This is a genomic window from Pelatocladus sp. BLCC-F211, assembly GCF_041928655.1.
GTDB lineage: Bacteria > Cyanobacteriota > Cyanobacteriia > Cyanobacteriales > Nostocaceae > Pelatocladus.
Genome location: NZ_JBHFLM010000046.1, coordinates 1 through 23969, shown reverse-complemented (window position 1 = coordinate 23969; position 23969 = coordinate 1). Strand labels below are relative to the sequence as shown.

The following is a 23969-nucleotide window of genomic DNA, read 5'->3' as shown; positions in this document are numbered from 1 at the left end:
CCCTGTTACGTCCCCACTCTCCAATTCTCAATTCGGCAATTTGGCAAGTCTCAGCTTCTTAATATTGATATTTTTTTGATTGTGCAAGAGGTGTAGTAAAAGTCGCCCCGACTAGTTAAGTCGGGGTTTTAGTTTTTCAACTTATAAATCAATCATCATAAATTCAAGTGTGCAGGGAGTGAAGTATGTCTCGTGTACTAAATCGTCGTAGCTTTCTTCAAGCAACATTAGCAGCAACCGCAAGCATCGGTGTTTCTAATTTCCGTACTTCTGCTTCTGGTGACGAAGAATCTGTTGAAGCGATTGTGATTGGAAGTGGTTTTGGTGGCGCTGTTGCCTCGTTGCGTCTTGGTGAAACAGGTATTGAAACTATAGTACTAGAGCGGGGACGACGATGGCCAATAACGAACATGGGTGATACTTTCTGCACATACCAAAAACCAGATGGTCGCTCTACCTGGCTCAGTCCAACTACAGTTATATTTAACAAGGTTCCGATTGACATTTACACTGGTGTCCTTGATATTAAAGTAGGCAATGGCATCACCGTCTACCGAGGAGCAGGAGTTGGGGGTGGTTCACTTGTCTACAATGCTGTTTCCTATCAGCCAAGTCGAGAAACTTTCTACCAAGTCTTTCCCAACAATATTGATTATGACGAACTCGATCGCATCTATTATCCACGAGTCCGTTCTATCCTCCAACCGTCCCCCATACCAGACGATATCCTCCAAACAAACTACTATTTGTCTACTCGCACTTTCCTAGAACTAGCAGCCAAAGCCAATCTTAAAGGTCGCAAGCTTGATATTGCGGTTGATTGGGATATCGTTCGTCAGGAAATTGCAGGTCAAAAAGTACCCTCCGCCATTACAGGTCAAGTCTATTACGGTATCAATAGCGGTGCAAAAAATAGTTTAGACCGTAATTACCTCAGCATGGCAGAAGCCACTGGTTACGTTGAAATTCGACCTTTGCATGTAGTCACTTCCATAGAAGAAACAAATGGGCGTTTCCGGATCGTCTGCAATCAAATTACTGAACAAGGGGCTGTAATTACCCAAAAATCCTTTATTTGTAACTATTTGTTTTTAGCGGCTGGGTCAATTGGCACTACAGAACTTTTGTTACGCGCCCAAAACGATCGTACCCTCAATCGCCTCAACAATCAGGTAGGAAAATTTTGGGGTACTAACTGCGACGCCGTCAGTCCAATAATTTGCAACACTCCCACTAACCCTAAACAAGGTGGTCCAGCAGCAGCAGTCATTGACTATCTTGATAACCCCATAGCGCCAGTCATCATCGAGCAAGTTCCTTTCCCCATCGTGCCAGAAGGCGTAATTACTCCTCTTGGTTTAGGTATTGCCAAGCCGGAAGGTTATTTGACCTATAATACTTCTACTCAGTCTGCTGATTTATTCTGGCCTAGTCAGTCAAACAACAATCGAAAAATTGCCTTGGCTTATCAGTATACTTATCGTCAAATTAATCAAGCCAATGGTACAAAAGTAGCTGCATTACCTGATTTTAGCAGCACAGGTCATCCCCTTGGCGGTGCAACTCTCGGTGCTGTATGTAACGACTACGGCAGAGTTTACGGCTATGCTAATTTATTTGTTGTTGATGGTTCCCTCATCCCAGGTTCGACAGCCTGCGCGAACCCTTCACTCACCATCGCAGCTTTAGCAGAACGAAGCATGGATAGGTTTTTGAATCGATCATGATTAAAATTAGGGTATTTGAGCAAGGACTTTCCCGACTAATGCCACAAAGTCTGCTGATTCTTAATCGCCAACCAATACAATAATCTGAATATCTACATATCTCAAAAGGCTAAGATGCGGGCGTTATTGTCTGGATATTACGGGAAAGGAAATGGTGGCGATGAAGCTTTGTTGGCAACGCTACTGCAAATGTTACCATCTGATGTCACACCAGTGGTTCTTTCTGGCAATCCAGAGGAAACACGAAATCGCTATGGCGTAGAAGCTTATGAACGTATGGCTTTTCCCAGCTTAATTAAAGGTTTGCGTTCTTGTGATGCTTTAATTTGGGGTGGCGGTAGTTTAATTCAAGATGCTACCAGTGCCATCAGCCCATTTTACTATGGGACGATGATGACTGTAGCTCAAAAGATGGGCTTAAAAACAGTGGCTTGGGCGCAAGGTATCGGCCCTTTACATCGTCGGGTGACACGTTGGTTAGCGCGACAAACTTTTGCAGGTTGTACGCAAGTGAGTGTACGCGATCGCGCTTCGGCCAGTTTACTGTCTGATTGGCAAATTCCCCACGTTCTCGCACCCGATCCGGTGTGGGCGTTACAATCCAAACCAGTTCCCGGACTATGGAATTTATCAGCACCCAGAGTTGCAGTGACATTGCGATCGCATCCCCAACTTACCCCAACTCGCCTGAGTCATCTGACTCGCGCCTTGGTAGATTTTCAAAAAGCTACGCAGACTTTTATTGTGCTGCTACCTTTCCAAAAGGCCCAAGATTTGAATCTCGCCCAAGCAATTCAACCAGCACTCAAAGATGTTAGTCAAATTCTCTGCTTGGAAGAACCACAACTGTTAAAAGGTGTATTTCGCGGAATTGAAATGGCGATCGGAATGCGTTTGCATAGTTTAATCATGGCAGCTAGCGAAGGTTGTCGCTGTTTTGCTTTGAGTTATGACCCAAAAGTTAACCGTTTGATGGAAGATTTAGATATGCCGGGGTGGGATTTGGCCAATTTACCAGACGACCCCAATGTTATGAGTAAAACTTGGATTGAGCATTACGCCAATGGTGATCCATTGTCATCAGAAAAAATCCAGTTTTTAATAGACAGGGCGCTGATTCATCGCGAAGTGTTGCACAAAGCCCTAAGTCGGTGAACAGTTATCAGTTATCAGTTATCAGTTATCAGTCTATACGGTTCAGTTTAAAGTTTTGAGCTTTTGCGCTTATCGACTAACACCAACCGTATTGAGTTATCAGTAAACATTGATAACTGTTAACTGTTCACTGTTAACTGAAATAAGCCGATGGCGGGATTTGAACCCGCGACCGCTCGATTACGAATCGGATATTTATGCTCTCAAGCCCTTTACTAGTAAAGAGTTTGAGGAGTTAATTTTTTTACTGTCCTAAAATTGCCCTAATTGTCGTTTGTGAATTTGATGATTTTGAGCATTATGTCTCTTGTCTGCTCTTCGCAAAGCTGAAAGCATTCCAATGAATCTTTGAGAAGCATACTACCTAGATTATGCTTGGCAGCCCATTCGTAATTTTCGCGCCAAAAGGTGGCTAATTCCCTCCAGAAAGAAAGTTCTTCAAAAAGTTTATTGTGTAAAATATGCATTTCATCTACCACTGATAAACATTGGAGTAGCGAGGTGAATAAAAGAGGTAGATGCGTCCTGGATAACCTGGATAAAAAAACTCTTAGCAGATTGCTGAAGATGAAGTTGTGAGAGTGATCAGACTAAGTCAAATTTTGCTAACAAATTCTCGCCATCATTTTAAGTGGCGTACTTGCCAATAATTAATCTGAGTGCTGGGCTTTTGAATTTCTGGAATGACGGCAAGTGTCAAAGCAATAGCAAGAAGAATGATTAGTGGGTTGTGTCGCACCAGATTCCACCACCATTTCCAGTCATTAAAATTTGGCAATTTTGGCAGTTGGAATTGAGGTAGCCAAGAGCGAGTTACTGAGTTGCCGGGTAGCCATTCTTGCTCAAGGTTTACAAATAGCACAGACACACGGGCATCCTGCTCAATCATTGATGCGGTCTTAAAAGCGGATGGCTGTTCGTGAGCATCGGGAGACATGAAGCCAGCGACAACGAGTTTGTATTTGTTATTTAATCCGTACAAATTTAGCTGACCAAAGGCTTGGTAAATACTATTCCTGTCGAGATATTTTTTGACTTCGATAATTGTCCCGCCCTGCCAGCTGGTAACAATATCGGCACGTCCGCCGTTTGCCTTAACTTCCAATTCGACACGGAAACCGCGTTTTCTCAGTTTGTCTGCTATGTATTGCTGCAAGTCTTTTTCCTGCCAACGAACTGGAAAGTTGGCAGCTTCTACAAACGTTGATGGAAGCATATCAATCCAGTAAAGCAATAGTTAGGTGTACAGGACGAGCATATATTTCTGTCGCCTCGTTCTGCTTCTTAAAATTTTCCTTGTGTTGCATAGCTAAATCAAAAGTTGAAAACCTAGAAGCCGTTTCAAGCAAACCAACGGGGCGATCGCTGTTTTTTGCATAAAAATGCCCGTTGCTGTTTTGCAATACAAATTGAATTGTTGGGTCGATCATAAAGCCTCGTGATTATTTTTAATCTTCAAGAATGCCAATAAATGCAGCGAAACTGAAAAACTTTATTTACAGCTATCTCTTGCCCCTCGCCTATAACCATCTTCGTACTTCCCTTGTTGTTTAGAATCAGAAGTTTCGCGTCTATCCTGCCGAGCAAGGTCATGCAAGTATCCTGTTAGACTGGGGCTATCGGTGACAACTTTTACTTTTTCTTTCACGGTATTACCTCAAACTTGTAAGCCTGGAATCTTGTGTCCAACAACCCAGACTGCACTACACCGTCACCCCTCCCTTGCAATGAAGTAACTACCTCGCTACGACGGTGCAAAACCATCCGTCCACTTGTGGCATCAACACATCGAAATGCTATTCGGCATGGCAGATTATCTCTTAGGTCTGGAGGTAGGGCTTGAGGATCTTCCTTGCTGCGCTTCGACCCGCGTTGCAACCCAACAATCATGTGGATTTTTAGCCCACGTCCTCGACGAGCAACTTCACATAATTGTTGGTCGTAAATTTTGCGAAGCTTTTCGTCAAAAGGGACTGTCCCCTTGTATTCATCGATTAATAAAACCCAAGGTTGCTGCTGCTCTAATTGAGCTTTGCTCATTGAGTTGCGGCGATCGCACTCGGTGAAATACTCGCCCACATACTCACTAGTGTTGCCCATGTCATTAATACTGATGTCGGGGAAGCGAAGCGGAAAATCTTCGTAATCCGAAATTTTACCGCCACAGATATCTACTTTTGCTCCCTGCATTAACAGGCAGTAGGCAGCGGCGCGGAGAAAATTGCTCTTGCCAGATCCAGTTGTCCCGACTACTAGTAGCTGTGGAGTGTCCTCATTGCCTAAATCAATTGCCACTTCTCCTTCCAGCGATTGACCCAAAACGATGAGGCGATCGCCATTCTTCCATTGCCTTACAGGGAAATCGTAGTAAGTGCGTTCTTCTGGTTTTAAAGCCACCTCTACCGCTACTTGCTCTGAACCAAAGACATACATGGGTAAACCATTTTTTTCACCTAACGCAAGATTCGCGGCTTGTTTCCACTTGGGGACTAGCTTGTAATCCTCAGTTGTGACTCCAAAGATTAAGCGTTCGTAGCTGGGAGCCTTATCCACCCGCAGACACTTACTTTTTAGTCCGACGACGGCTGCGGCTTTTTGTAATAGAGTAATGTTGCTGGATTGAGGAGGAGTGGAAGCATCTTTTACAGTAGTTGCTTGAGTCGTTACTGTCTGCGTAAGCTGGTTCTGATTAGTTACTTGTTGCATCTCAATCTGTTTTTGCTGCAACTGGGAATTGATTCTAGCTTGCTCCAGTCTCATTTCAGCATCAGCCGTTGCCAGTAAAACGTTGCCGAGCGATTCTCCATTTTGGATCATCCCCAAAGCCATGCGACCTAAAACACCATTTTGCCCAGTTAAATCAAGTAGTCCGCTAAAAAATGGCGCTGTTGCTTCTAATGTTTTTAGCTGCCGTTCCATATCTTTGTCGGCGTTGTCAGCAACTCTGCGGGTTTCGGCTGCTGTTTCTAAATAAGCTAGCTGTTCTTCTGTCTGGGTTTCTTTGAGAACCCGCAGCGTATCCTGGATTCTCTCTTCATCTTCGTAGCCCTTCTGCATCGACCACAGCTGACTCACTGCACAGCTAGCAATAGCTACGCCTGCGATATTGACAGGGATGAAAAGAAAAGACTTTTTATCTGCTGTGGTGATTAGAAAAATTACAAGAGCCATTTCGGGAACAATCATCAGCCAACGTAGCATTTGAGTGTCCCCATCACTAAACCGACGCTAATTACTTGCAGCATGATTTCATCTTCTGCCCGTCCCATCTTGCTAGCCATGTAGGTGATAGTTGCCCCTACGCCAACTATGGCAAATGACCAAGGAAACAAACTAATGACTTGTCCAACAGCAAAGGCAATTAAGAAGATAAACATCCATCTAACAATCTTTGTAGTGGTAGACATTTAACTTAAAATCCACTAATTCGACGTGTGATTCCAGCAGACGGGCCGTTATAGCGAGATTCCCTAGCCTTGCGAAATTTATCGACCAAGGATTCTGTTTGCTTGGTATAGGGGGTCTCATTTTTCTTGGCCTCCCCTTGAACTGCTTCCGCTTTTTTAGCTCGTGCCTGCGAATATTGAGAAGCAATTCTATTAAGGCTAACGTCCAAATCTCCGGCAGTAGACGCGATCGCACTGCGGTAGCTGCCGACAATTTGGCGATACTGGGACTCAAGAGATGCCAAAGCAGTGCCGAGGTCTTTTTCAAGTTCAGCGTGTTTGACTCGTGCCTCTGCTGTATTTTCAGCAACTTCGGCTTGTTTTTCTTTGATCTTGTAAAAGGCTTTAAGAAAGCGGCTAACAGCAGATGAATATTCAGTCCAGTATTTCTGCTGAATTTCAGCCCCCTTGGCTTTCTCGGTCAGGTCTAAAACGGTTTCTTCATTGAGATCGCCGTAAACCTGAATTTGGATTGGCAGCATATCGGCAATGCGTTGAGCCGCATTCCATACACCAGACTCTAGTCCAAAATGGCTATCTGGGAAAATAATCGGATTTTTGATATCACCATTTAACCCTGTTAAATCAAGTTCGTTAGGGTTTTTGGGTGGTTGTGTTTTCGCCATAATTAACTCACACAAATCAACGAATCGCAGCGTTGGTACTCAACGATTGGGGCATTTTCAATTTCTTGCCATTCGCCACCCTGCCTACGAAAAAACCTATTTGTCCCTTCGGTTTTAATTTCTAAATTCAGTTCCCCAAAGGTATAAATATTTTCGTTTTCAGTTACCCGAACTAAATCAATATCACGGTCAACTTGAACTCCAATTATTAACGTGCGTCCAAGTTTTTTGTAATTTTGGCGGTAGTAGGCTACCTCGTTAGCATCTAAAAAATTGGTATCAAATTTTGGCTCTCCATCCTCAAATACAAAAGCCAAAATCCCTAATTCTGGATGGTGTAATTTACCGATACCAGTATTTGTTTGATAATCCCAATACGCCCTATGAAATTGTGCGGTTTCCACGAGATAAAAATCTCTCCAATTTATTAATAAATAGCTTTATCAAAGATTGCCTCATGAGCGACCAAGCGTGATTTTGTTTGGCTGCAACTTGATATCCAATAATGTCAGCGCCAGTGGGGATAATTGTGCCGTATCTCTGGAGATTTTCTATAGCTTGGCGAAAACCAACTACCTCTTCTTGGGGATTTTGTAAATCAGGCGCAACTGCTGCTTTGAGCTTTTCGATGACTCCTGCAACTGTTTCGGACTCTTGCTTAACTCGCTCTAATTCTCCTCGCATCACTTCGATTGCGTCCAGGTTGCTTTGGGCGATGCAGGATTGGAATTCAGCTAACTGCATTTCTAGTTGACGCTGTACTTCAGCTTCTACAACAGAGGTGATGTCACTAAGCCCTTTACCCTTTTGCACAGCACTGATGAAGTCCTCAATTTCTGGCGATAGCCTTGCATTCGTATTCTCCATTTTCCTTTTCCTCCCATTCCAGCGTTACGTCAATACGTCCTGCAAGTTGAGTAATTGTTTGTTTCATTACTTCGTAGCCGAGATATTCACAGGTTTCTAGTAACTGCGGCAATTCAATCTCGATAAAATGCTTTTGCGTTTCGGACTTCTGCTTCTTCCTTTCGACTAAGACTTCTGCTCTGGCTTGTTGTCTCCCCTCAACTTTGGCTTTGTCAACAGCGACAAGCCTCGCCAGCTCTAAAGCTTTTGCTATTTTCCGTTCCTCGTCTACTTCCCTTTGAATCAGAGCTTTATCTTGGATGAGCCTTTGAATGATCGCTATTCGCAAATCTTCGTCAAAAACAAGCTCCAATTCCTGATAGTCTTGCAACGTGACCGCACCAGCCTGGGGTGCAGTGATACTGGTTTCATCTGGTTTTGCACGAGTGATTGTTTTTGGCTCATTTTGGTTTGTAGTTTCCAAGCTTCTATTTGCTTTTACAGTCAACGAGCTACTACGTGGCATATCTTTTCTCCTTTGCTAAATGCTTCCACTCAGACAGTTCAGCGACTGAGTAATGCTTTCTTTTTTGAAACTTGCCCCATTTGTAGAGGGTGGAAGGTGCGACTTTATAGCCATGACTCGCCAAGTAACGCGGCAGATCCTTGCCTTGACAACCAGACATTTCCCACTGATGTTGCTGCTTGGCACTTGATTGAGTCTCCAATGTCATGGCACAACGATAAGGTGTTCGCGACATTACCAACAGATGACTTAGACTAGGCAGCGGTTTGTTGGGGTGGTCAACTCGCCAGCAGGCAATAAAAACTAACAGTGCCGCCGTTGCATCATCTATCTTTTTAATATGCTTGGCGATGCCCAGGTGTTGTTTCCAGAGTCGCCAGCATTCTCTAGAGATTGTCCGATTGAGAATGCGATCGCAACAAAGTTTTACCTGTGTTAGCTGCACGAGTGGCTTTGGTTTTGGTGGTGGTGGGATTTCCCCAGCGACAACCGCATCTAACACTGCTTCAATGTCTTGGCGGCGACTATTCCAGTAAACGCGAACGCTTTTGTAATCAAGCTTCAACCGGGGACGCTGTTTTCTCAACCATGCCACACACAACAGCATCTGTGCTTGCTCTTGGGTGTAGTGGCGTGTTCTTACTTTCCGCCCTTGATTGTAAACAGCGCCCGCTATTCGTTCCCAATTCCGCCAGGTGCGATCGCCAATAGTTGACCCGTAAATTTTCTCGCACACTGGCTTCAGGTTGGATGCTTGTTCGATCCAGTCGTCTATTGTTGTCTGCATCATGACTTTTGGCAGCATTCAGAATCAACGTCACAGAAAGCATTGAAACAGTTAAAACAGCGATCGCTACACAGAATTCGATGAGTCCAGAGTTACTGTTTTCAACAATCGTTGTTTTCTTAAACTCGCTCGTTCCGTCTGGGGAGTATTTTGAGTACTCATACTCCTGTTTCTTGTACACATGTCGATATTGGTATAGATTTTGACCTTTAAAAATTAATTGCTGTACTACAAGCAATCAAATCGTGCAGAATTCCTCGCTCTAAATTGTTGAGCTAATCATTAATTTCAACCTATCTCTACCGCTGACATTCCTGAATATCTTGCAGAATTAGGAACACAGCTTGTAACTAGCTTGTAATACTCGACTCTATGATTCATTTGCTTTATTTCTGCTATCTAAAAGCAGGATCAATTAACAAAAATCGGCAAAATAAATGTAGTTTGCCAGCAGTGATAAAACAGATAATTGCTTTAGCAGAGGCTAGTTTAAGTCGTGTATTACGCCAAAATTCGGCAAGATAAAATTTTTAGAGCGATCAGCGTAGTTATCAAAATTGGGGTACTTGCTCTCTATGTTCTTGATAATACTGAGCTTTGATAGCGTTCAGGCGATCATCTACATTAAAACCACGTCCTAAAAGCAGGGTATCCATTTCTTCGTTAGTGAATCTATGGAACATCTGCTTTGAAAAGCGTCCCGGTTTTAGTCCTAAAAACATTTGCAGCTTGAGAATATTTCTAATGTCATCCCAATTCACGTACTCGCGCTCAAATAGGTTGAACTCCTTGAAGTAGCTATTGATTGTGTCTTGGGAATCTATGCCTAACAGTTTTTTTGCTTGCGTCTTGCTAATCAAAGTAGTACTTTTGGCGGCTACTGTTGTCATGGTTGATTATCTAAGCCTTCGATTCATATCCCCATTAAAAAACCCCTCGCGTGGAGGGGCTAGACGAGCAAAGATACGGGTTTGTATACTAAGCAGCCAAAAATGGGATGTTGGGCATTCCTTGTTGCTGCCATTTTCTGTCTAATTCAGTACAGAGGATTTTTATTGATAGTGGTGGGTTGCGATGGGATTTACTGCCTGGTTGCGCCATGTACTGCTTGACGGTTTGCTCGGTTTTGCCGATGCAGCAGGCTAGTTGATAGTTAGTCAAATTCCACTTGTTTCTTAGTTCTTTGGGTGTCATGATTTTTCTAATCCTGGTAGGTAGTAGCTACTAGGGGAAGCCTCTAGCATTTGCTGGGGGCTTTTGTTTATAGAATTCAGTATAAACCTAAGAAGAATACTAGAAGTAGGTTACTTGGAATATAAGAAGGTATAATATAATTTTATAGACATCTCTTAGAGGTTAAGTGGACATCAAGAAACTTCCACAAAAGAGGCACAATTATGGAGACAAGCGGAATTTATGCAACAACGACAACCGATATGCCTCAGACCAATTCACCCGAAATGATCAAAATCAACTTCTCTGTGCCAGCACCTCTTTACGAAGAAGCGTTGGCACTGGCAAAACTAGAAGGTTGGAAGCCTGCGGAGCTACATAGAATGTTTTGGGAGAAGGGTTTTGCCGCCCACGCCGAAGGAGTAAACAAGCGGCTAGTTAACAAGAAGCTAAGGAAAAAGCTTGCTCAACTAGGCTCAGACTTGTCCGAATTAGGTATTGAACCTGAAGATGATGACTAAAAACAAAGGCGCTCTGGATTCGACCACTAGAGCGCCTTTGCCAAAAACTTGACTAGGAGAATCATAGCATGGTTGCCACTCTAGAGTCGGTTCAAGTTTCAGAGCTTGCTGACTTGTGTTCGTTAGATACAGGTGAAGACAATGGCTTTTCCGCCCTCTTAAATCAACTCCAACAACAAGCGGCAGGACTTACTTGCGCTTTTATCGGTTTCTGTCAATCAGTGTACGTCGCTAAATTAAAGAGCGATCGCACTCAATGGAAGGATGCGAGAGAGTCGCTTGGTTGGACATCTTCAACAGCAACGCCTTATGCAAAAGTTGGTGAATGGTTGGCGGATGTCCCAGAATACAACTTGGAACTACTGGACATCAAAACCATTATGTCTCTGTGTTGCGACAAATATCGCCCCGTTCTGGAACAGTTGCAGCAAGAGCGATTGATGATACAAGAAGTGCGCTCGCGTATGTCCGAAATTAACGCACAACTCAAACAAGAGAAGCCACCCAAGCCGGTGATGGAGTGGAGAAGAGCAAAAACGGGCGATCGCTCTTTAATTATCCGCTTGGAAGACCCAGAAGCAGCAACAGAGTTGGAAACCAAGTTCAAGCAATCTTGTCTACCACTGCCTTCGTTCATCAGAGAATTGCTGAAGGGTGAGAGTGTCAATGCAAGACCAGTGGTTGAAGGTGCGTTGGTGCAACCTCCCGTAGGGAACATCGCCAAGCAAACAATTCAAATAGGCGATCGCATCAAAGTAATTCACTCTGACGACGGTTGGCTTGGCTGTACTGGTGAAGTCACAAATATCTGGAATGGCGGTTGTTGGGTGCTTTTAAACGATGTGCAACAGCAAGGATTAACCACCAAAACCTTTTTTAAATTTCACCAAGTCGCAAAACTGGAATAAAAAAAAGGCAACACTTTCGCGTCGCCTCAAAACGGTGCAATGAAGGAGTGCTGTTAAAACCTAAGCGTTAGACTCAGACTGAGACTCTTCTGGAGCAGAGGTAGAACCAGGCAACGCAGCGGCAGCAGTGTCAACCAATTCTTGCAACTTAGAAGTTAATTCATCTACAGTCGCCGCACTATTTGTATCTGCTGTTAAAAGTTCCTGAACCTGAGCTAAAGCAGCTTCTTTGTCTATGTCAGATGCGTTTTTAGAGTTAATTAGGTCGATAATCAGTTGAGCCAGACGAGTAATAACTTCGGCTTGTAGAACTAATGCGTCAGAAGTTTGTGTCATGGTTTGTATGGTTTGTGTTGAAACAAGATTGGTAGAGGTAGATTCACCCTAAGCTAAGATGCCCAAATTTGTGCTGAAACTAACGCAAAAAAAAGGCGATCTCTCGCCGATCGCTCTTTGATCCGATAAGTGATTTGCATCTACCAGGCATACAAGATACTCAGCGACTAAGCAAAATCGCTTATTTTTTAACAAAATCTTAAGTTAGTGAATATCTGGTGATTGTTGGCGAACCTTGCCCCATAAACGTGCAACTGATGGTGCAAATAGCAGTCGATTGCAGCGACTTTTGAAAATTCATTACACATGCTGCACCCTTCAACCCATCGCCCACCGCATAGCCATTGGGTGGGGGGTCTTCTTGCCAGACGTACATTTCTCGTCCAGAAACTGCATAAGTCGCAGCAAAGGCAGTCCGTCGGAACGCATCATCATCACTGAGTAAATTCGCTGTCCAAGGCAATTCCCAAGACTGTCCAGTAATCGCCCCGTCTTTATACCCTAGTGGGTCTTCAAATACTAGTACGTCAGTTCTGTCACTGTTGATATTGGCATTTAACTGCGTACCACCAAGCAGTCTTAGCTTCGCTACATATTCAGCTGTAGATGAACTGCCTGTTAAACCTGCTGTGGTTGTCTCAACAGTCAGGGTGGTATCCCCTGCCTTGGCATCCCTAGCCAAGTAAACGGTTAGCTTGCTTGTGCCGTTGTCAAAAGTTAAAGGTGTGCCGCCAGCTATAGCACCTGTCAATGCTGTTACAGCAATACTGGTTGCACCACTACTAATGGCAGCTGAGGTGGTTATACTTACATCTTCTGGTTCGGTGCGATCGCCCAAGGGAAGCAAAGCCACATACAGCTTTACCTTATTACCCGCACCGACTTGGAAAGTCTTACTCATTCTGATCTCCGGAGATTTCGATCCGACTAAATTCTCCTTTAAAAAATGAGCCAGGCTTGTATTGGTATTATTCGATTGGCCCAGTGAGTAATCTTTTTTGAAGCCTGGCTCATTTTTCTAGGAAGCGTCTTAAGTCAGAGTACCCCTTCCTAAGTTTTATGGTTAAAATTACTACGTCCTTTACTGAAACTCTGTTATTAAGGTTAAAACCAGATGCAGCAGTCTGTAGAGGCTCTGACTATCAATAACGGTTTTTAAGCACGCTAAATATGCGTGCTTTTGTTTTTAATTACTAATCACCGACCACTCTTTGATAAATATTTTGCATTGCTCTACTGTGAGTAGCTTGTCTGAAGCTGGCATGATGCTTGTTCTTTCAACTAGGTAGTCAGCGGGCATTTTTTCTATTAATAGTGAGATCGCGTCAACAAGGCTCTTGGTAGTGTCCCACTGCTTGAGGTGAATCTCCCAGTAATATTCGCTTGTGCGATCGCCTCCCAAATTCGCGCTCACATCTGGGTATGGCTGCTTGATTACGACTTCAAGACCTGATGTTTTTGTGCCATTTTCAGGGTAGTTCCAACCTTTGTCTGGATCAGGTAGGCAGGCGATCGCTTCTGTGGTCACGCCATTTAAGCTGTAAGTACCAATGTGTTGGTTTAATATTGCGAAAACATCATTTCGTAAAATAAGAGGGTCAATCACGGTAACTTATTTCATGGTTTTGAAATATAATTCCGCTAATTATTGACCGCTAAAGAAGCTTATTGATTTGCTGCTGCATAATTTTTGCCGGGTCACACTCTTTTAGCCCTACTTTTGTCCAGGGACGGGCTGGCAATTCAGTGCCGTTTTTAGTAGTTGCGCCGTCGTGGACAATTGCGGCGTGGTCAGCTTCCCAGGTGTACTCGGCGGCGTTGGTGGTGCGGCTGACAACAAGTGAATCTATTAATTCTTCTTGGTCAACTGCATCACGGGGACTTTCCACTATATCCCCATTTTTTCGGACTGTTTGGCGGGACCACTCCCAAATTTCGGAGGCTATTGCATTTTGAAACGCTTCTCCTTGCGCTTCAACTGCTACATCAAAAGCCTGGTTAATAGCGTTATTGATTTTTGAAATATCAATATTAATCTTTGACATTAAAGTATCTTCAATTTATGCTTCTCCGAAATACCCCTTTGATCGGCGTGATTAAATCAATCCCCATCGCCACCACATAAGGGGATTGCACCACTGGCAATAATTTGAATCGCCCTTCGTCTGTTTTACCGAGCGAGGTAGACAGCACAATGTCACTCTCCATTAGAAATTCCACAGACTGTGGATAAGTTTTTGGCTCAACTAAATATCCTTCAAGTAGTGTGGCATATCCGTCTGCACCCGCAAATTGCTGGATTTCCTTGGCGTATCTCTCTACGGTGCTAGCATCGGTTGCAGGTTTAAGGACGGCTTTAATGATTTCTGTTGTGGTGCTAGGAATGCGATTACCGACGCTGTTGATAGTGTAAGTACCGTCGGCAACGGCGAAGGCGAGGGTGGCATTTTCAAAACCGAGAAAGGGTGAGGTCACTGGGTTTATGCACTGTTTAGTAGTGAAGAAATATGCTCAGACGTAACTTTGTTATTGCTCATGTTGTTAACTTTTTGAGTAAATAGTAAAACGACTAGTCTCAACTATGTAAATTCTGCCCATTTTAAAGAAATTAGCTTCTCAACAAAGTTCCTCCACCCCAATTATTAGGTGAAGGTGGCAAGCCCAATTGATAACGCAATTTTTCAATAAATTCATCCCTTTGAGCAAACATTCCTGAAGTTCTTGAGCCAGTCTCCCATTCCAAAACATCAGCTTTTTTAAGAGCAGAATTCACGGAAATTCGCTCGTTAATAATGGCGCGTTCAGTGGCTTGCAAATCAGTTAAAATCTGGACTACTTGACTCACCAAAAACTCAGATTTTAACTCAATGTTATCCAGCCTTTGCCAAATATCAGCCTCTTCAAACATTAATGGGACTGGTCGATTTTTCTGATATTCGGTAGGGCTGAGGGTAGCATCAAAGCGGTAAAAATCGCCTGAATAGGTATCGTACTGGCTCCGCGTGGCATCAGTCCGCAGCAATGCTTCGTTGAGAAAGGTGAGGATTTGGTATCTTTGTTCTGTAGTGAAAGGCATATTTTGTAAATGGGCAGGAAATCATAAGTCATGCATTGTGAAGCTTAACTAACAGTTTTTAGAAATTTTCTCCCACTCACTAAGCACATATTGAGAGAGCCATCCTAAAAATTCACCTATCAAAACTAGCGTGATCGCATCTAACCATTGCCAATGAATCAATCGCCAAATAGCAAAACAAAAAAGGGCGATCTTGATTAATATCACAACTACTCCAAATCCGACAATCAAAGTATCTTCTGTCACAGTTTTCTCCTTTTAAAAATGAGGCAGGCAACCCCTTCGGGGAAGTCAAAAGTATCAAGTCAAAAGTCAAAATTCAAAAGTATTGATTTTGACTTTTGACTTTTGACTTGTTTTGTCTGCCTCATTTTTAAGTTCATTGAATCGAAGGTCATAATCTCTAAAGTTTCCTAAGCTGTTATGCATTTAAATTGTGATGACAGCGTCGCCTTTATTTTTGAGTTTTCGCCCCCATTTAATAATTAACTCTCCTTCATTTAAAAGCTGATGTAATAAATATTCTAGCTCTTCAATTGATTGAAATAGCCGATTAGCAATATATTCTTTTGTCGAGTGCCAGACCAATTCAATTAAATTATAGTCTGGGCTATATTCCGGGAGAAACTCTAAATGAATATTCGGCATTTCTGCTTCAATTTTATGGAGATACTCTTCTTTTTTATGAAAACTTGCATTATCAAGAATAATAACTATTTTTGCTCCTTTCTCCGCAAAATCTTTAGCTTGATTACCAGCTTCTACCCATTCAAAAACTATTTCTTCATAAAAGATTTTTAGGACTTTGTAAAAATTGTCTGCATTGCCTTTATCGATAAATTCTACAAATCTTTTCTTGTCTGAATACCTTAATCCTCCCATCAAATTAATTCTTCCTTTTCTTCTGTCTCCTCTCACTTTTTTTCTGTTGCCTTTTTTACCCCATGATTTTCTTCTTATCACCCTCAAACTAAAGCCACTTTCACGCCCTTTACCATACCTGTAAACGTTCTGGATGCTCTTTCTCTATTCTTAAATATTCTGCTATTTTCTGTTTAAATGCTTTTCTTTTTTCGGGATTTCTCTTGGACTCTAAGCTATATTTTGCCCAGAGGTAGACGTACTTTTTTTTCTCTAATATCCTCCTTACTTGAGAACCACTTAATTGTATGCCTGTGAGTTTCTCTAAATATGTTGCTAATCTCTGCGCTGTCCATCTGCCAAACTCGTATCCTAATTCTTGTGGTTCTTTATCTATAGTTTCTAGTAATATTTCTATATACTTATCTGTAGCTTTTTTATGGTTTCCCTTCATCCTCTCATCTTTTAAGCTTTCCAGATTCTCTGGGTCTCCATGCACACACCAATATGATACTTTATTTAAAGAACAACCTAAAAATTCTGCTATGTTAGCTTGTGTTTTCCCATCATTCAGCAACAAGAGAATTAGTATTCTTTCTCTTATTTCTCCATTTTCTTCCTGTTTTAAAGCCTTTTGTAGTTTCTCTATTTGCTGGGAAGTTAAATTATTTTTTGCTGGCATTATTCCATTTTTTTACTGAATTCGGCTTTTTATTATACCCAATTTAAATGCTGAACAGCTTAAAAATTAATCGACACCGACACCTACCACCACATTCACAGTCAACGCCTGGTGGAGTGACATTTTGAATTGGTGTCCACTGCAATCTTTGAAAACTGATGCATGATGAACAGTGTTGTGCCTGGGGGTCGAGCAGTCTTTTGGCATAAAACCCATATTTACCTCTACTAGTGAATTCACCTTCAAAAAACGAGGTTCTAGCACTTTTCGCGTACATACCAGCGCGTCGAATAGTTTGCTCTTTGGTCAACTTGCCTTCTGCCAAGTCTTGACCAAATTTATTCAAATACCTGTACTGCTTCTTGAGTTGCGCCCCGATTTTTCCGTAATGTGTAGGTGTTAATCGCTTCACCCCACCTGCACCGATAGCCATGTTCCGCAGGTGGGATTCTTTGAGGGTTTGCGCCATCCGGATTTGAAATTCGGCGATGTCGATTTTGTTTTGCGCCAAAAGTCGTGCATGTCCTTTGAGGCGGACTTCGAGGCGATTAATTTCAGCGTCAACTGCTTCAAGTACATCAGCGTACTTAACAAAACGACCTGTTTCGGTATTGCGGTATCTATGAGTTACTGGGTCGAACTGGTACGGCATTTACAAAGGGCTTGAGAGTTGGGTGCGATCGCTTTACCATTTCGTCCACGCTAGATTGGCGAATAGTGGCGAGTTCAAAAAGTTGTACTAGTGTTAGTGGTTGACCTCTGGGTTTAAATTTTTCTTGCATTCTGCCTTACCCCAATACCTGATCTTGCTGTTGCGTCGCCTGCACCTCGGCATCGATGTCGAATTGCCTTGGTAAAACTTTGCCTCGTTGCAGTAGCAGTAGCAGTGTGCGCTGGCTAATAAGTCCTTGTGTGGCGAGGGATTCGAGCTTATCTACCTGTTCTGGTGTAAGCGGCATCTGCAACAGAGATTCATCTACTGCAATTGTTCCGCCCTGTGATTCCCCCGTATATTGCACCCAAAACTGAAAAATCTGCTGCACACCACTTTCTTTACGACGGGATACGCCTTTGAGGTTGGCACTAGTTTTAGTGGAGTCCAAAATCACTTCTGTAGCTGTTTTTTGATGTTCGCCACTGGTCAAAAAGTCCAGCGTGATTCTGTCCATCGCGGCTTCTAGGTCTTTTAAGTCTTCTCTAGAGGCTGCGATCGCACTTCCTGATGGTTCGGCAAAGAAGAAATCGCCATCGGCAGGAATGTCTAGTACTGAGTTAGGGCCAATCACCAAGGGCGGCACTTTTTTCAGATCCTCTACCGTCCTGATTAATCCCCGCCGGACAGGTACGGGTAGATTGCACTTGCGAAGCACCTCATTTAACTGGCTACGTTTTTGGTAGTGTTCGATGTTGAGTTTCGCCAGGTTCAGAAACGGTGCTTTGGCTGCAAAGAATTGCGATTCAGTGACTGAGTAGTAAACTAGAGGGATTTCGTTGAGGCTGGTTGTCCCAGCTTCAACCAGAATTAATTGTGCTTCTCCTGAGCGCTCCTCAATAATTTGGTAAACCTGGTACTCGCCAGGACGCAGGACGCGGTAGTAAATAGCTTCTGTTTCGCCAAAGTCCCCATCTGGCTCTAGCCTGCACTCACGAATGGTGACTTGGGTTAGCGTCGATTTACCGTTGGTTTTGGTGTACCGCCAGTTGAGAATATCTCGGCGGTCAACAACAACAAGGTAGGGACGGCGCAAGCTTGCCAGCAGGTCAGCTTGAGAATTAATGCTTGGATCTGCGGGTGGGAATTCTACCAAAATTCCGCACCAACCATCCCTGAGACAGTATTGGTCAGCTTCGTGAAAAAATGTCCAGATGTCATTGCCCATCAAGTCAATATCATCTTGGTTGTCCAGGATTGATTGAGCGACATCATCATTGAGCGAAAAAATACTCAATAAGCCTGCATAATCCTTGATAGCAGGCTCAAAGCGATTATCAAAATTTGTACGCTTAACTCTGTCACTCCAAGCTTTTGGCGGCTCTTTGGCTTCTTGGGGTAAGTAAAGTTTTTCTCTGTCCTTTAACCCATTCCAGCAATCCAAAAGTAGCTGCAATTCATCTTGGTATGCAGATGCCGCACGGCTAAGGGATGAAGGTAAATTTGATTTTGGGGTAGGGGACAAGCTACGTTGTTTGGATTGGGTACGTAGCTACGATTCCCAGTATTTAAGGCAAAGGTAGGATTTGCACTCTTGGCGCAAGCGTCATTTCTTGCACGTCCCTACTATGGCGTCCCACAGATCATGGGGTACTGCGTCTACTTTCCGCCACTTTGCCAGAGCGGGTTAAGTTTGCTTGCCGCCGAGCCTTAATAGCTATACAAGCACTTACAAGCAAAACACGACTGAAGTCGGCAATCCCCCGCAAATGCGATCGCGCCTAGAAGATTGGGGATGTTGGGCGCAATTCACCATTGAGGTCAAATCCCGCAGCCTGCGCTAGCTTGTCGTAGCCTCTAATTCCGATACAGGAAGGACTATTTCAAAAAATAGGAGCGCACGATCGCACGACTACTCGATTTTACTCTCTATTTCTTCTATTGGCTGTGCAGCAGCCGTTAATGTTTCCAAGTAAGTTTTTGCGCTAACCACTAGCTTTGTTTCAATATCTGTAACGTTAGCGCCTGGGAAGAATTTCCGGTATGCAGCAATTAACTTCTTCCTCATGGCTTGACCAATTTCGCTAGTCCCTTCAATAAATATTGAGACGGCATCAGCGATGGTCATGTCTTCGAGTTTAACTTTGTTGTTGAAAAAGTTTTCCAGGGTTTGATGAACACCTGCTTCGGTCAGGTTGGGGGAGCCAGCAGTTTTCCCGCTCTTGACTTTAGCTAGATCATCGGCTGTCAATTCGGACTTTAGCACCCTGACAGCCTTTTTCTTGGGCTTGGCTGAGGTCGTTTTGGGCGACACAATTTCTGCTGACTCCCCTTTAATCGACTTTGCCCATTCAAGAACAATTTCATCAAAATGAGATTCGGCAACTAACTCTGACCCATCTTCTCGTGGATAAATTGCCGCTCCCAGACGAGCCAACATGATTTTTACTTCTTGCGCGGGTTTTTGGGTGACTTTGACCAAAGCATCTAGTTTGTAGAGTTTCGTTGCAGAAGCGCGATTAATTACGTCTGTACTGCCTGGTTTAGATAAATTTGTTGATTGCTCTAAAACCGCTGTAGTCATACGTGGTTCTCCCGAATAATCTCCTAGTTTAACAATAGAAGAATCAGGCAATTGCAGGTAAATTTCGCAACTCAATATTTTTTGTAATTTCGCCACAACCTCGCTTGCATGTGCGGCTAAAGTTTGAATAATGTAATAATCTTGACACTTAATCACAATCGCTTTTTTACTTTTTCCTACCCAGATGTAAGGGGTAGTGTGTGAGAGTGCGTTAGCTACCTCTGGTTGATCAAATAGTAGAGAGAGTATAAAAGCATTGTTGATAATCATAGTTTGGACACTCAATCGGTAATTCAGAGTGCCTATAAATAGGAGGTTTCCGTGAACAAAGGCGAGTTAGTTGATGCAATAGCTTCTCAAGTCAGTGTCACCAAAAAACAAGCTGAAGCGGTACTAAATGCTTTCATCGACACCATCACCGAGAATGTTGCAGATGGCAACAAAGTAGTATTGGTGGGATTTGGTACGTTTGAGCGGCGCGAAAGAAAAGAGCGAATGGGGCGAAATCCCAAAAGTGGGGAAGAAATGTTAATACCAGCAACAACAGTCCCTGCTTTTTCTGCGGGTAAGGTATTCAAGGAGAAAGTTGCCAATAACTAATAACTAATAAGTACAGACGCGCTTGTACAGACGCGTCTGTACCCACTAACAACAAAACCAGAATTATGTTGAATAGTCACGGGTGAAGCAATGGAACCCTTGATTTGAAACTACGAGGGTTATTTTTTTTGCTTAGTAATGTCCGAACTTTCTCGTGTCTCGACTGACCAAAAACTTGTAGAAATGTGGCTGCACGGTAGGCCCATTTCTACTCAAAACGAATATCGCCGCGACGTACAAGCGTTTTTTGATTTTGTAGACAAGTGTCTACAAGTCTGTACACTGGAAGATTTGCAGGCTTACTCCACTCACCTCGACACACTCGATATCAAAAACACCACCAAGCGTCGCAAGCTCAATGCGATTAAATCGTTGTGGAGCTTTGCGACTAAGCTAAATTACACGAGGTTCAATGTTGCGGCAGCTCTCAAAATCCCGAAGGGGCAACAGTCTCTAGCGGGACGGATTCTCAAGCAAACCGAAGTATTGAAACTAGTTGAACGAGGGGCAAAGCCGGGACGCGATCGCGCACTCTTGAAGCTTATGTACGCGACTGGAATGCGTGTCAGCGAAATATGTAGCTTGAAGTGGGGTGACTTTCACGAACGGGACTCTGGGGAGGTGCAAGTTACTGTGTTGGGGAAGGGTGAAAAACTGCGAACAGTGCTGGTTCCTCCAGTGGTGTGGTTGGAGGTGGAGTCGTTGCGGGGTGCGGCGGGTGATGATGAGCCAGTGTTTATCAGCTGTAGAGGTAAAGCGCTTGAGCGAACAATGGTTCATCGCATTATCAAAGAAGCCGCGGCGACGGCGGGAGTAAACGAGAAAGTTAGCTGTCACTGGTTAAGACATGCACACGCGGTTGTTTCCCTGGAAAAAGGCGCTCCCATACACCTAGTCAGAGATTCGCTTGGTCATTCAAATATCAGTACTACGAATGTATATTTAGAAAGCAATCCGACTGATTGCAGTAGTAAATACTTGGGGTTATGAGCGAGTTTTTAAGCGTTGAATCTAAGGTTAGTACAGGCGATCGCTCCAAGAATTGCCTGAAAATCATATTTTTTCATGTGTGAAAGAAAATATAAACACGATTTCGCGAACAATCCGAAAGTATTCGCAGGGAACGATTTAGAGAAGACTTGCAGTAAATATTGCTTATAAATGCCTCAATCCTTTAATTATGAGCGTGCGGCCAGCGCCTTAGTCGATGCCATATTTATGGGCGATAAAGCAGCAGCAGAGAAGTGGGGTGTATCGACCAGAAGTATTGAGGGATGGCGATCACGTCTTAATGAAGATGCTAGGCTTGCGGGATTATTCCAGCAAAAGAAGAAGGCGCGTGAGAAGACTTGGGCTTCGGAGATTCCTGAAACTATTCAATTGGGCTTGAAGTTTATCCAGGACGCAACCAAAGAAGCAAACCCTGCTGATCCAGATGCAATCAAAGCGATCGCGGATGCCATGAAAGTTTTGATGGAAATTGATCTGACTAAGCAAATATTAGACGCAAGAATGGCTGAAATGGTTGATATACATTGATTTTAGCTATCAAAAATGAGAAGATAGATTAGCCTCAAATCCATCCGTCGTTTCGCCGGAGATTATCGCCTTGCTTGGCACTATGCCTGATTACAAGCTGGCTCAAATTGCTGGTGTAGACAAGTCTGTGATTGCTCGAACTCGCAGAAAGTCGGGAATCCCTAGTTATGCGGATGTGACTGGAAGTACAGGTAGATTCACAAAGGGTATGCCGCATCCCCGATGGAGTAGGAAAACGAGTGCTGGAATCCCTCTCGAAAATCGAACGGACTATTAATAAGATTGACAAATGGATGGGTGGCTCTACCAAAAAAGCGCCGCCCAGCGCCGAACCCATCTGGTTGCCGTTACCAGGCCCGCAAAGCATGGCTTATGAAACCCCCGCCGACGAATTGTTCTATGGCGGGGCTGCTGGTTTTTAAGCCCCTACTGGTGGGGGTAAATCAGATTTGATATTAGGATTGGCGCTTACCGCACACCAAAACTCAATCATCTTTCGCCGTGAATATCCTCAGTTAAAAGGGCTGGTCCAAAGGTGTAAAAAAATTCTCAAAGGCACTGGTGCTAAGTACAATTCCACCGAAAAAATTTGGAGTGGACTACCTGATGGACGATCACTTGAATTCGGTGCTTGTCAACATGAAGACGATGTAGAGAAATATCAGGGCCGCCCTCACGACTTGAAAGCGATAGATGAAATCACACATTTTAGTAAAGCTCAATTCAAATTTCTGACTGGCTGGCTACGTACTGATGATACTAACCAGAGGTGTCGAGTAATTTGCACGGGCAACCCACCCACGACAGCTGAAGGACGCTGGGTGATCGAGTATTGGTCACCGTGGCTTGACCCCAAACACCCCAACCCGGCTGTACCTGGGGAGTTGCGCTGGTTTGCGACTCTAGATGGGGAGGACAAAGAAGTAGAAAGTGGCGAGCCATTTGAATACAAGAATAAGGAAGGGGAAATAGAGACAATCAAGCCGCGATCGCGCACGTTTATCCCTGCCAAAATTGAAGACAACCCCATATATATGAAGACTGGCTACAAATCAGTACTTCAGTCCTTGCCAGAACCACTGCGAAGTCAGATGCTTAAGGGGGACTTTGGGGCTGGTATCGAAGATGATCCTTGGCAGGTGATACCTACGGAGTGGGTGCGGCTGGCGATGAAGCGGTGGGGACGACGCCCGGAAAATACACCAATGACTTGCTTGGGTGTGGACGTGGCGAGGGGTGGTGCAGCTAAAACCGTAATTGCTCCCAGATACGGTAACTATATTGATAAATTGCAAAAACATCCAGGCAAAACCACGCCAAACGGCAGTGCGATCGCATCTTTGGTACAAATCGAACTGGTGGGCGATGCTTACGTACATATAGATATTACTGGTGTTGGTTCAAGTCCTTACGATGCCTGTGTTGAGCGTGGCATAAACGCCTATGCCGCCAACGGGGCGGGAGGCTCAGACGCTAGAGACAAAAGCGGTAAATTTGGTTTTATCAACAAACGTGCTGAGTGGCACTGGCATCTGCGAGAGCTATTAGACCCCGATAGCCACAACGATATTGCCTTGCCGGATGATCCGGAACTGCTTGCAGATTTGACCGCTCCTAGATGGAAATTGACTTCTTCCTCCAAAATTCAGGTTGAAAGCAAAGAGGATATTCAAAAACGAATCGGGCGAAGTCCTGATTGTTCTGACTCCGTGATGTACGCATTCGCCGAACTAGACTTAGCTGTTTGGGGTGAAAATTCGGCTGCTTGGACTTTGTAGAGGCGTGACCTTCGATTCAATGAACTTAAAAATGGGGCAGGCAAAACAAGTCAAAAGTCAAAAGTCAAAATTCAAAAGTATTGATTTTGACTTTTGACTTGATACTTTTGACTTCCCCGAAGGGGTTGCCTGCCCCATTTTTAAGA

Annotated in this window: 33 protein-coding genes and 1 pseudogene; 9 read left to right on the top strand and 25 right to left on the bottom strand. The window is 43.8% G+C overall.

Going from position 1 to position 23969, the window contains the following annotated elements:
- Window positions 1–185: 185 nt before the first annotated feature.
- Window positions 186–1727: a GMC oxidoreductase gene (locus ACE1AT_RS04805; RefSeq protein WP_374866163.1), complete on the top strand. Its 1542-nt coding sequence runs from the start codon at window positions 186–188 to the stop codon at window positions 1725–1727.
- Between the two features lie 114 nt (window positions 1728–1841).
- Complete coding sequence (gene csaB / locus ACE1AT_RS04800; protein WP_374866162.1) at window positions 1842–2882, top strand: polysaccharide pyruvyl transferase CsaB; 1041 nt, start codon at window positions 1842–1844, stop codon at window positions 2880–2882.
- Window positions 2883–3504: 622 nt separating this feature from the next.
- Here csaB and ACE1AT_RS04795 read toward each other — a convergent pair.
- From ACE1AT_RS04795 to ACE1AT_RS04740, 12 genes are all read right to left on the bottom strand, one after another.
- Window positions 3505–4098 carry a hypothetical protein gene (locus tag ACE1AT_RS04795; protein WP_374866161.1) on the bottom strand — a complete coding sequence of 198 codons (594 nt, stop codon included), beginning with the start codon at window positions 4096–4098 and terminating at the stop codon, window positions 3505–3507.
- A 1-nt stretch (window position 4099) separates the two neighbouring features.
- On the bottom strand, window positions 4100–4312 hold the full coding sequence (locus ACE1AT_RS04790; protein WP_374866160.1) for a hypothetical protein: 213 nt from the start codon (window positions 4310–4312) through the stop codon (window positions 4100–4102).
- Between the two features lie 62 nt (window positions 4313–4374).
- Window positions 4375–4530, bottom strand: a complete 156-nt coding sequence (locus ACE1AT_RS04785; RefSeq protein ID WP_374866159.1) for a hypothetical protein — start codon at window positions 4528–4530, stop codon at window positions 4375–4377.
- Window positions 4527–6083, bottom strand: a complete 1557-nt coding sequence (locus tag ACE1AT_RS04780) for a hypothetical protein (RefSeq protein ID WP_374866158.1) — start codon at window positions 6081–6083, stop codon at window positions 4527–4529. Before ACE1AT_RS04780 ends, ACE1AT_RS04785 begins: the two co-directional genes overlap by 4 nt.
- On the bottom strand, window positions 6068–6289 hold the full coding sequence (locus ACE1AT_RS04775) for a hypothetical protein (protein WP_374866157.1): 222 nt from the start codon (window positions 6287–6289) through the stop codon (window positions 6068–6070). The genes ACE1AT_RS04780 and ACE1AT_RS04775 overlap by 16 nt, the downstream gene beginning before the upstream one ends.
- A 5-nt stretch (window positions 6290–6294) precedes the next feature.
- Window positions 6295–6954: a hypothetical protein gene (locus ACE1AT_RS04770; protein ID WP_374866156.1), complete on the bottom strand. Its 660-nt coding sequence runs from the start codon at window positions 6952–6954 to the stop codon at window positions 6295–6297.
- 2 nt (window positions 6955–6956) lie between these two features.
- A complete protein-coding gene (locus ACE1AT_RS04765; RefSeq protein WP_374866155.1) occupies window positions 6957–7358 on the bottom strand; it encodes a hypothetical protein in 402 nt (133 codons plus the stop codon).
- Window positions 7336–7821, bottom strand: coding sequence for a hypothetical protein (locus ACE1AT_RS04760; protein WP_374866154.1), 486 nt, complete (start codon window positions 7819–7821; stop codon window positions 7336–7338). The genes ACE1AT_RS04765 and ACE1AT_RS04760 overlap by 23 nt, the downstream gene beginning before the upstream one ends.
- A complete protein-coding gene (locus tag ACE1AT_RS04755; RefSeq protein WP_374866153.1) occupies window positions 7784–8326 on the bottom strand; it encodes a hypothetical protein in 543 nt (180 codons plus the stop codon). Before ACE1AT_RS04755 ends, ACE1AT_RS04760 begins: the two co-directional genes overlap by 38 nt.
- A complete protein-coding gene (locus ACE1AT_RS04750) occupies window positions 8316–9116 on the bottom strand; it encodes a hypothetical protein (protein ID WP_374866152.1) in 801 nt (266 codons plus the stop codon). The genes ACE1AT_RS04755 and ACE1AT_RS04750 overlap by 11 nt, the downstream gene beginning before the upstream one ends.
- Window positions 9117–9664: 548 nt before the next feature.
- On the bottom strand, window positions 9665–10003 hold the full coding sequence (locus ACE1AT_RS04745) for a hypothetical protein (protein WP_374866151.1): 339 nt from the start codon (window positions 10001–10003) through the stop codon (window positions 9665–9667).
- Window positions 10004–10091: 88 nt separating this feature from the next.
- Window positions 10092–10307, bottom strand: a complete 216-nt coding sequence (locus ACE1AT_RS04740) for a hypothetical protein (RefSeq protein WP_374866150.1) — start codon at window positions 10305–10307, stop codon at window positions 10092–10094.
- Window positions 10308–10510: 203 nt separating this feature from the next.
- Between ACE1AT_RS04740 and ACE1AT_RS04735 the strand changes: the two genes are divergently transcribed.
- Both ACE1AT_RS04735 and ACE1AT_RS04730 read left to right on the top strand, forming a co-directional pair.
- On the top strand, window positions 10511–10807 hold the full coding sequence (locus tag ACE1AT_RS04735) for a hypothetical protein (protein ID WP_374866149.1): 297 nt from the start codon (window positions 10511–10513) through the stop codon (window positions 10805–10807).
- Between the two features lie 68 nt (window positions 10808–10875).
- On the top strand, window positions 10876–11715 hold the full coding sequence (locus tag ACE1AT_RS04730) for a hypothetical protein (RefSeq protein WP_374866148.1): 840 nt from the start codon (window positions 10876–10878) through the stop codon (window positions 11713–11715).
- Between the two features lie 60 nt (window positions 11716–11775).
- Here the strand turns inward: ACE1AT_RS04730 and ACE1AT_RS04725 are convergent, their stop codons facing one another.
- The 11 genes and pseudogenes from ACE1AT_RS04725 to ACE1AT_RS04675 form a co-directional block, all read right to left on the bottom strand.
- On the bottom strand, window positions 11776–12051 hold the full coding sequence (locus ACE1AT_RS04725; RefSeq protein WP_374866147.1) for a hypothetical protein: 276 nt from the start codon (window positions 12049–12051) through the stop codon (window positions 11776–11778).
- Between the two features lie 199 nt (window positions 12052–12250).
- Window positions 12251–12952 carry a hypothetical protein gene (locus ACE1AT_RS04720; RefSeq protein ID WP_374866146.1) on the bottom strand — a complete coding sequence of 234 codons (702 nt, stop codon included), beginning with the start codon at window positions 12950–12952 and terminating at the stop codon, window positions 12251–12253.
- Between the two features lie 285 nt (window positions 12953–13237).
- A complete protein-coding gene (locus ACE1AT_RS04715; RefSeq protein ID WP_374866145.1) occupies window positions 13238–13657 on the bottom strand; it encodes a hypothetical protein in 420 nt (139 codons plus the stop codon).
- 49 nt (window positions 13658–13706) lie between these two features.
- Window positions 13707–14096, bottom strand: coding sequence for a hypothetical protein (locus tag ACE1AT_RS04710; protein WP_374866144.1), 390 nt, complete (start codon window positions 14094–14096; stop codon window positions 13707–13709).
- Between the two features lie 10 nt (window positions 14097–14106).
- Window positions 14107–14526, bottom strand: a complete 420-nt coding sequence (locus ACE1AT_RS04705; RefSeq protein ID WP_374866143.1) for a hypothetical protein — start codon at window positions 14524–14526, stop codon at window positions 14107–14109.
- A gap of 133 nt (window positions 14527–14659) precedes the next feature.
- Window positions 14660–15127: a hypothetical protein gene (locus ACE1AT_RS04700; RefSeq protein ID WP_374866142.1), complete on the bottom strand. Its 468-nt coding sequence runs from the start codon at window positions 15125–15127 to the stop codon at window positions 14660–14662.
- Between the two features lie 48 nt (window positions 15128–15175).
- Window positions 15176–15373, bottom strand: a complete 198-nt coding sequence (locus tag ACE1AT_RS04695) for a hypothetical protein (RefSeq protein ID WP_374866141.1) — start codon at window positions 15371–15373, stop codon at window positions 15176–15178.
- A gap of 183 nt (window positions 15374–15556) precedes the next feature.
- Window positions 15557–16670: pseudogene (locus tag ACE1AT_RS04690) on the bottom strand (IS630 family transposase).
- A 43-nt stretch (window positions 16671–16713) separates the two neighbouring features.
- Window positions 16714–17322, bottom strand: a complete 609-nt coding sequence (locus ACE1AT_RS04685) for a hypothetical protein (protein WP_374866140.1) — start codon at window positions 17320–17322, stop codon at window positions 16714–16716.
- Window positions 17291–17452, bottom strand: a complete 162-nt coding sequence (locus ACE1AT_RS04680) for a hypothetical protein (RefSeq protein ID WP_374866139.1) — start codon at window positions 17450–17452, stop codon at window positions 17291–17293. Before ACE1AT_RS04680 ends, ACE1AT_RS04685 begins: the two co-directional genes overlap by 32 nt.
- Before the next feature lie 6 nt (window positions 17453–17458).
- Window positions 17459–18847, bottom strand: coding sequence for a DUF4055 domain-containing protein (locus ACE1AT_RS04675; RefSeq protein ID WP_374866138.1), 1389 nt, complete (start codon window positions 18845–18847; stop codon window positions 17459–17461).
- Window positions 18848–19019: 172 nt separating this feature from the next.
- On the opposite strand from ACE1AT_RS04675, the gene ACE1AT_RS04670 reads away from it, so the two are divergent.
- Window positions 19020–19166: a hypothetical protein gene (locus tag ACE1AT_RS04670; protein ID WP_374866137.1), complete on the top strand. Its 147-nt coding sequence runs from the start codon at window positions 19020–19022 to the stop codon at window positions 19164–19166.
- A 68-nt stretch (window positions 19167–19234) separates the two neighbouring features.
- Here ACE1AT_RS04670 and ACE1AT_RS04665 read toward each other — a convergent pair whose 3' ends face one another.
- The gene (locus ACE1AT_RS04665) at window positions 19235–20176 is read right to left on the bottom strand and encodes a hypothetical protein (RefSeq protein ID WP_374866136.1); all 942 of its coding nucleotides are present in this window, start codon (window positions 20174–20176) and stop codon (window positions 19235–19237) included.
- Between the two features lie 51 nt (window positions 20177–20227).
- Between ACE1AT_RS04665 and ACE1AT_RS04660 the strand changes: the two genes are divergently transcribed.
- From ACE1AT_RS04660 to ACE1AT_RS04650, 3 genes are all read left to right on the top strand, one after another.
- A complete protein-coding gene (locus tag ACE1AT_RS04660; RefSeq protein WP_374866135.1) occupies window positions 20228–20506 on the top strand; it encodes an HU family DNA-binding protein in 279 nt (92 codons plus the stop codon).
- Between the two features lie 138 nt (window positions 20507–20644).
- Entirely contained in the window at window positions 20645–21496 is an 852-nt protein-coding gene (locus ACE1AT_RS04655) for a tyrosine-type recombinase/integrase (RefSeq protein ID WP_374866134.1), read from the top strand.
- A gap of 171 nt (window positions 21497–21667) precedes the next feature.
- Entirely contained in the window at window positions 21668–22045 is a 378-nt protein-coding gene (locus ACE1AT_RS04650) for a hypothetical protein (protein ID WP_374866133.1), read from the top strand.
- Window positions 22046–22079: 34 nt separating this feature from the next.
- On the opposite strand, the gene ACE1AT_RS04645 is transcribed toward ACE1AT_RS04650, so the two are convergent.
- Entirely contained in the window at window positions 22080–22412 is a 333-nt protein-coding gene (locus tag ACE1AT_RS04645; RefSeq protein ID WP_374866132.1) for a hypothetical protein, read from the bottom strand.
- Window positions 22413–22506: 94 nt separating this feature from the next.
- Between ACE1AT_RS04645 and ACE1AT_RS04640 the strand changes: the two genes are divergently transcribed.
- Entirely contained in the window at window positions 22507–23823 is a 1317-nt protein-coding gene (locus tag ACE1AT_RS04640) for a hypothetical protein (protein ID WP_374866131.1), read from the top strand.
- Window positions 23824–23969: the final 146 nt, after the last annotated feature.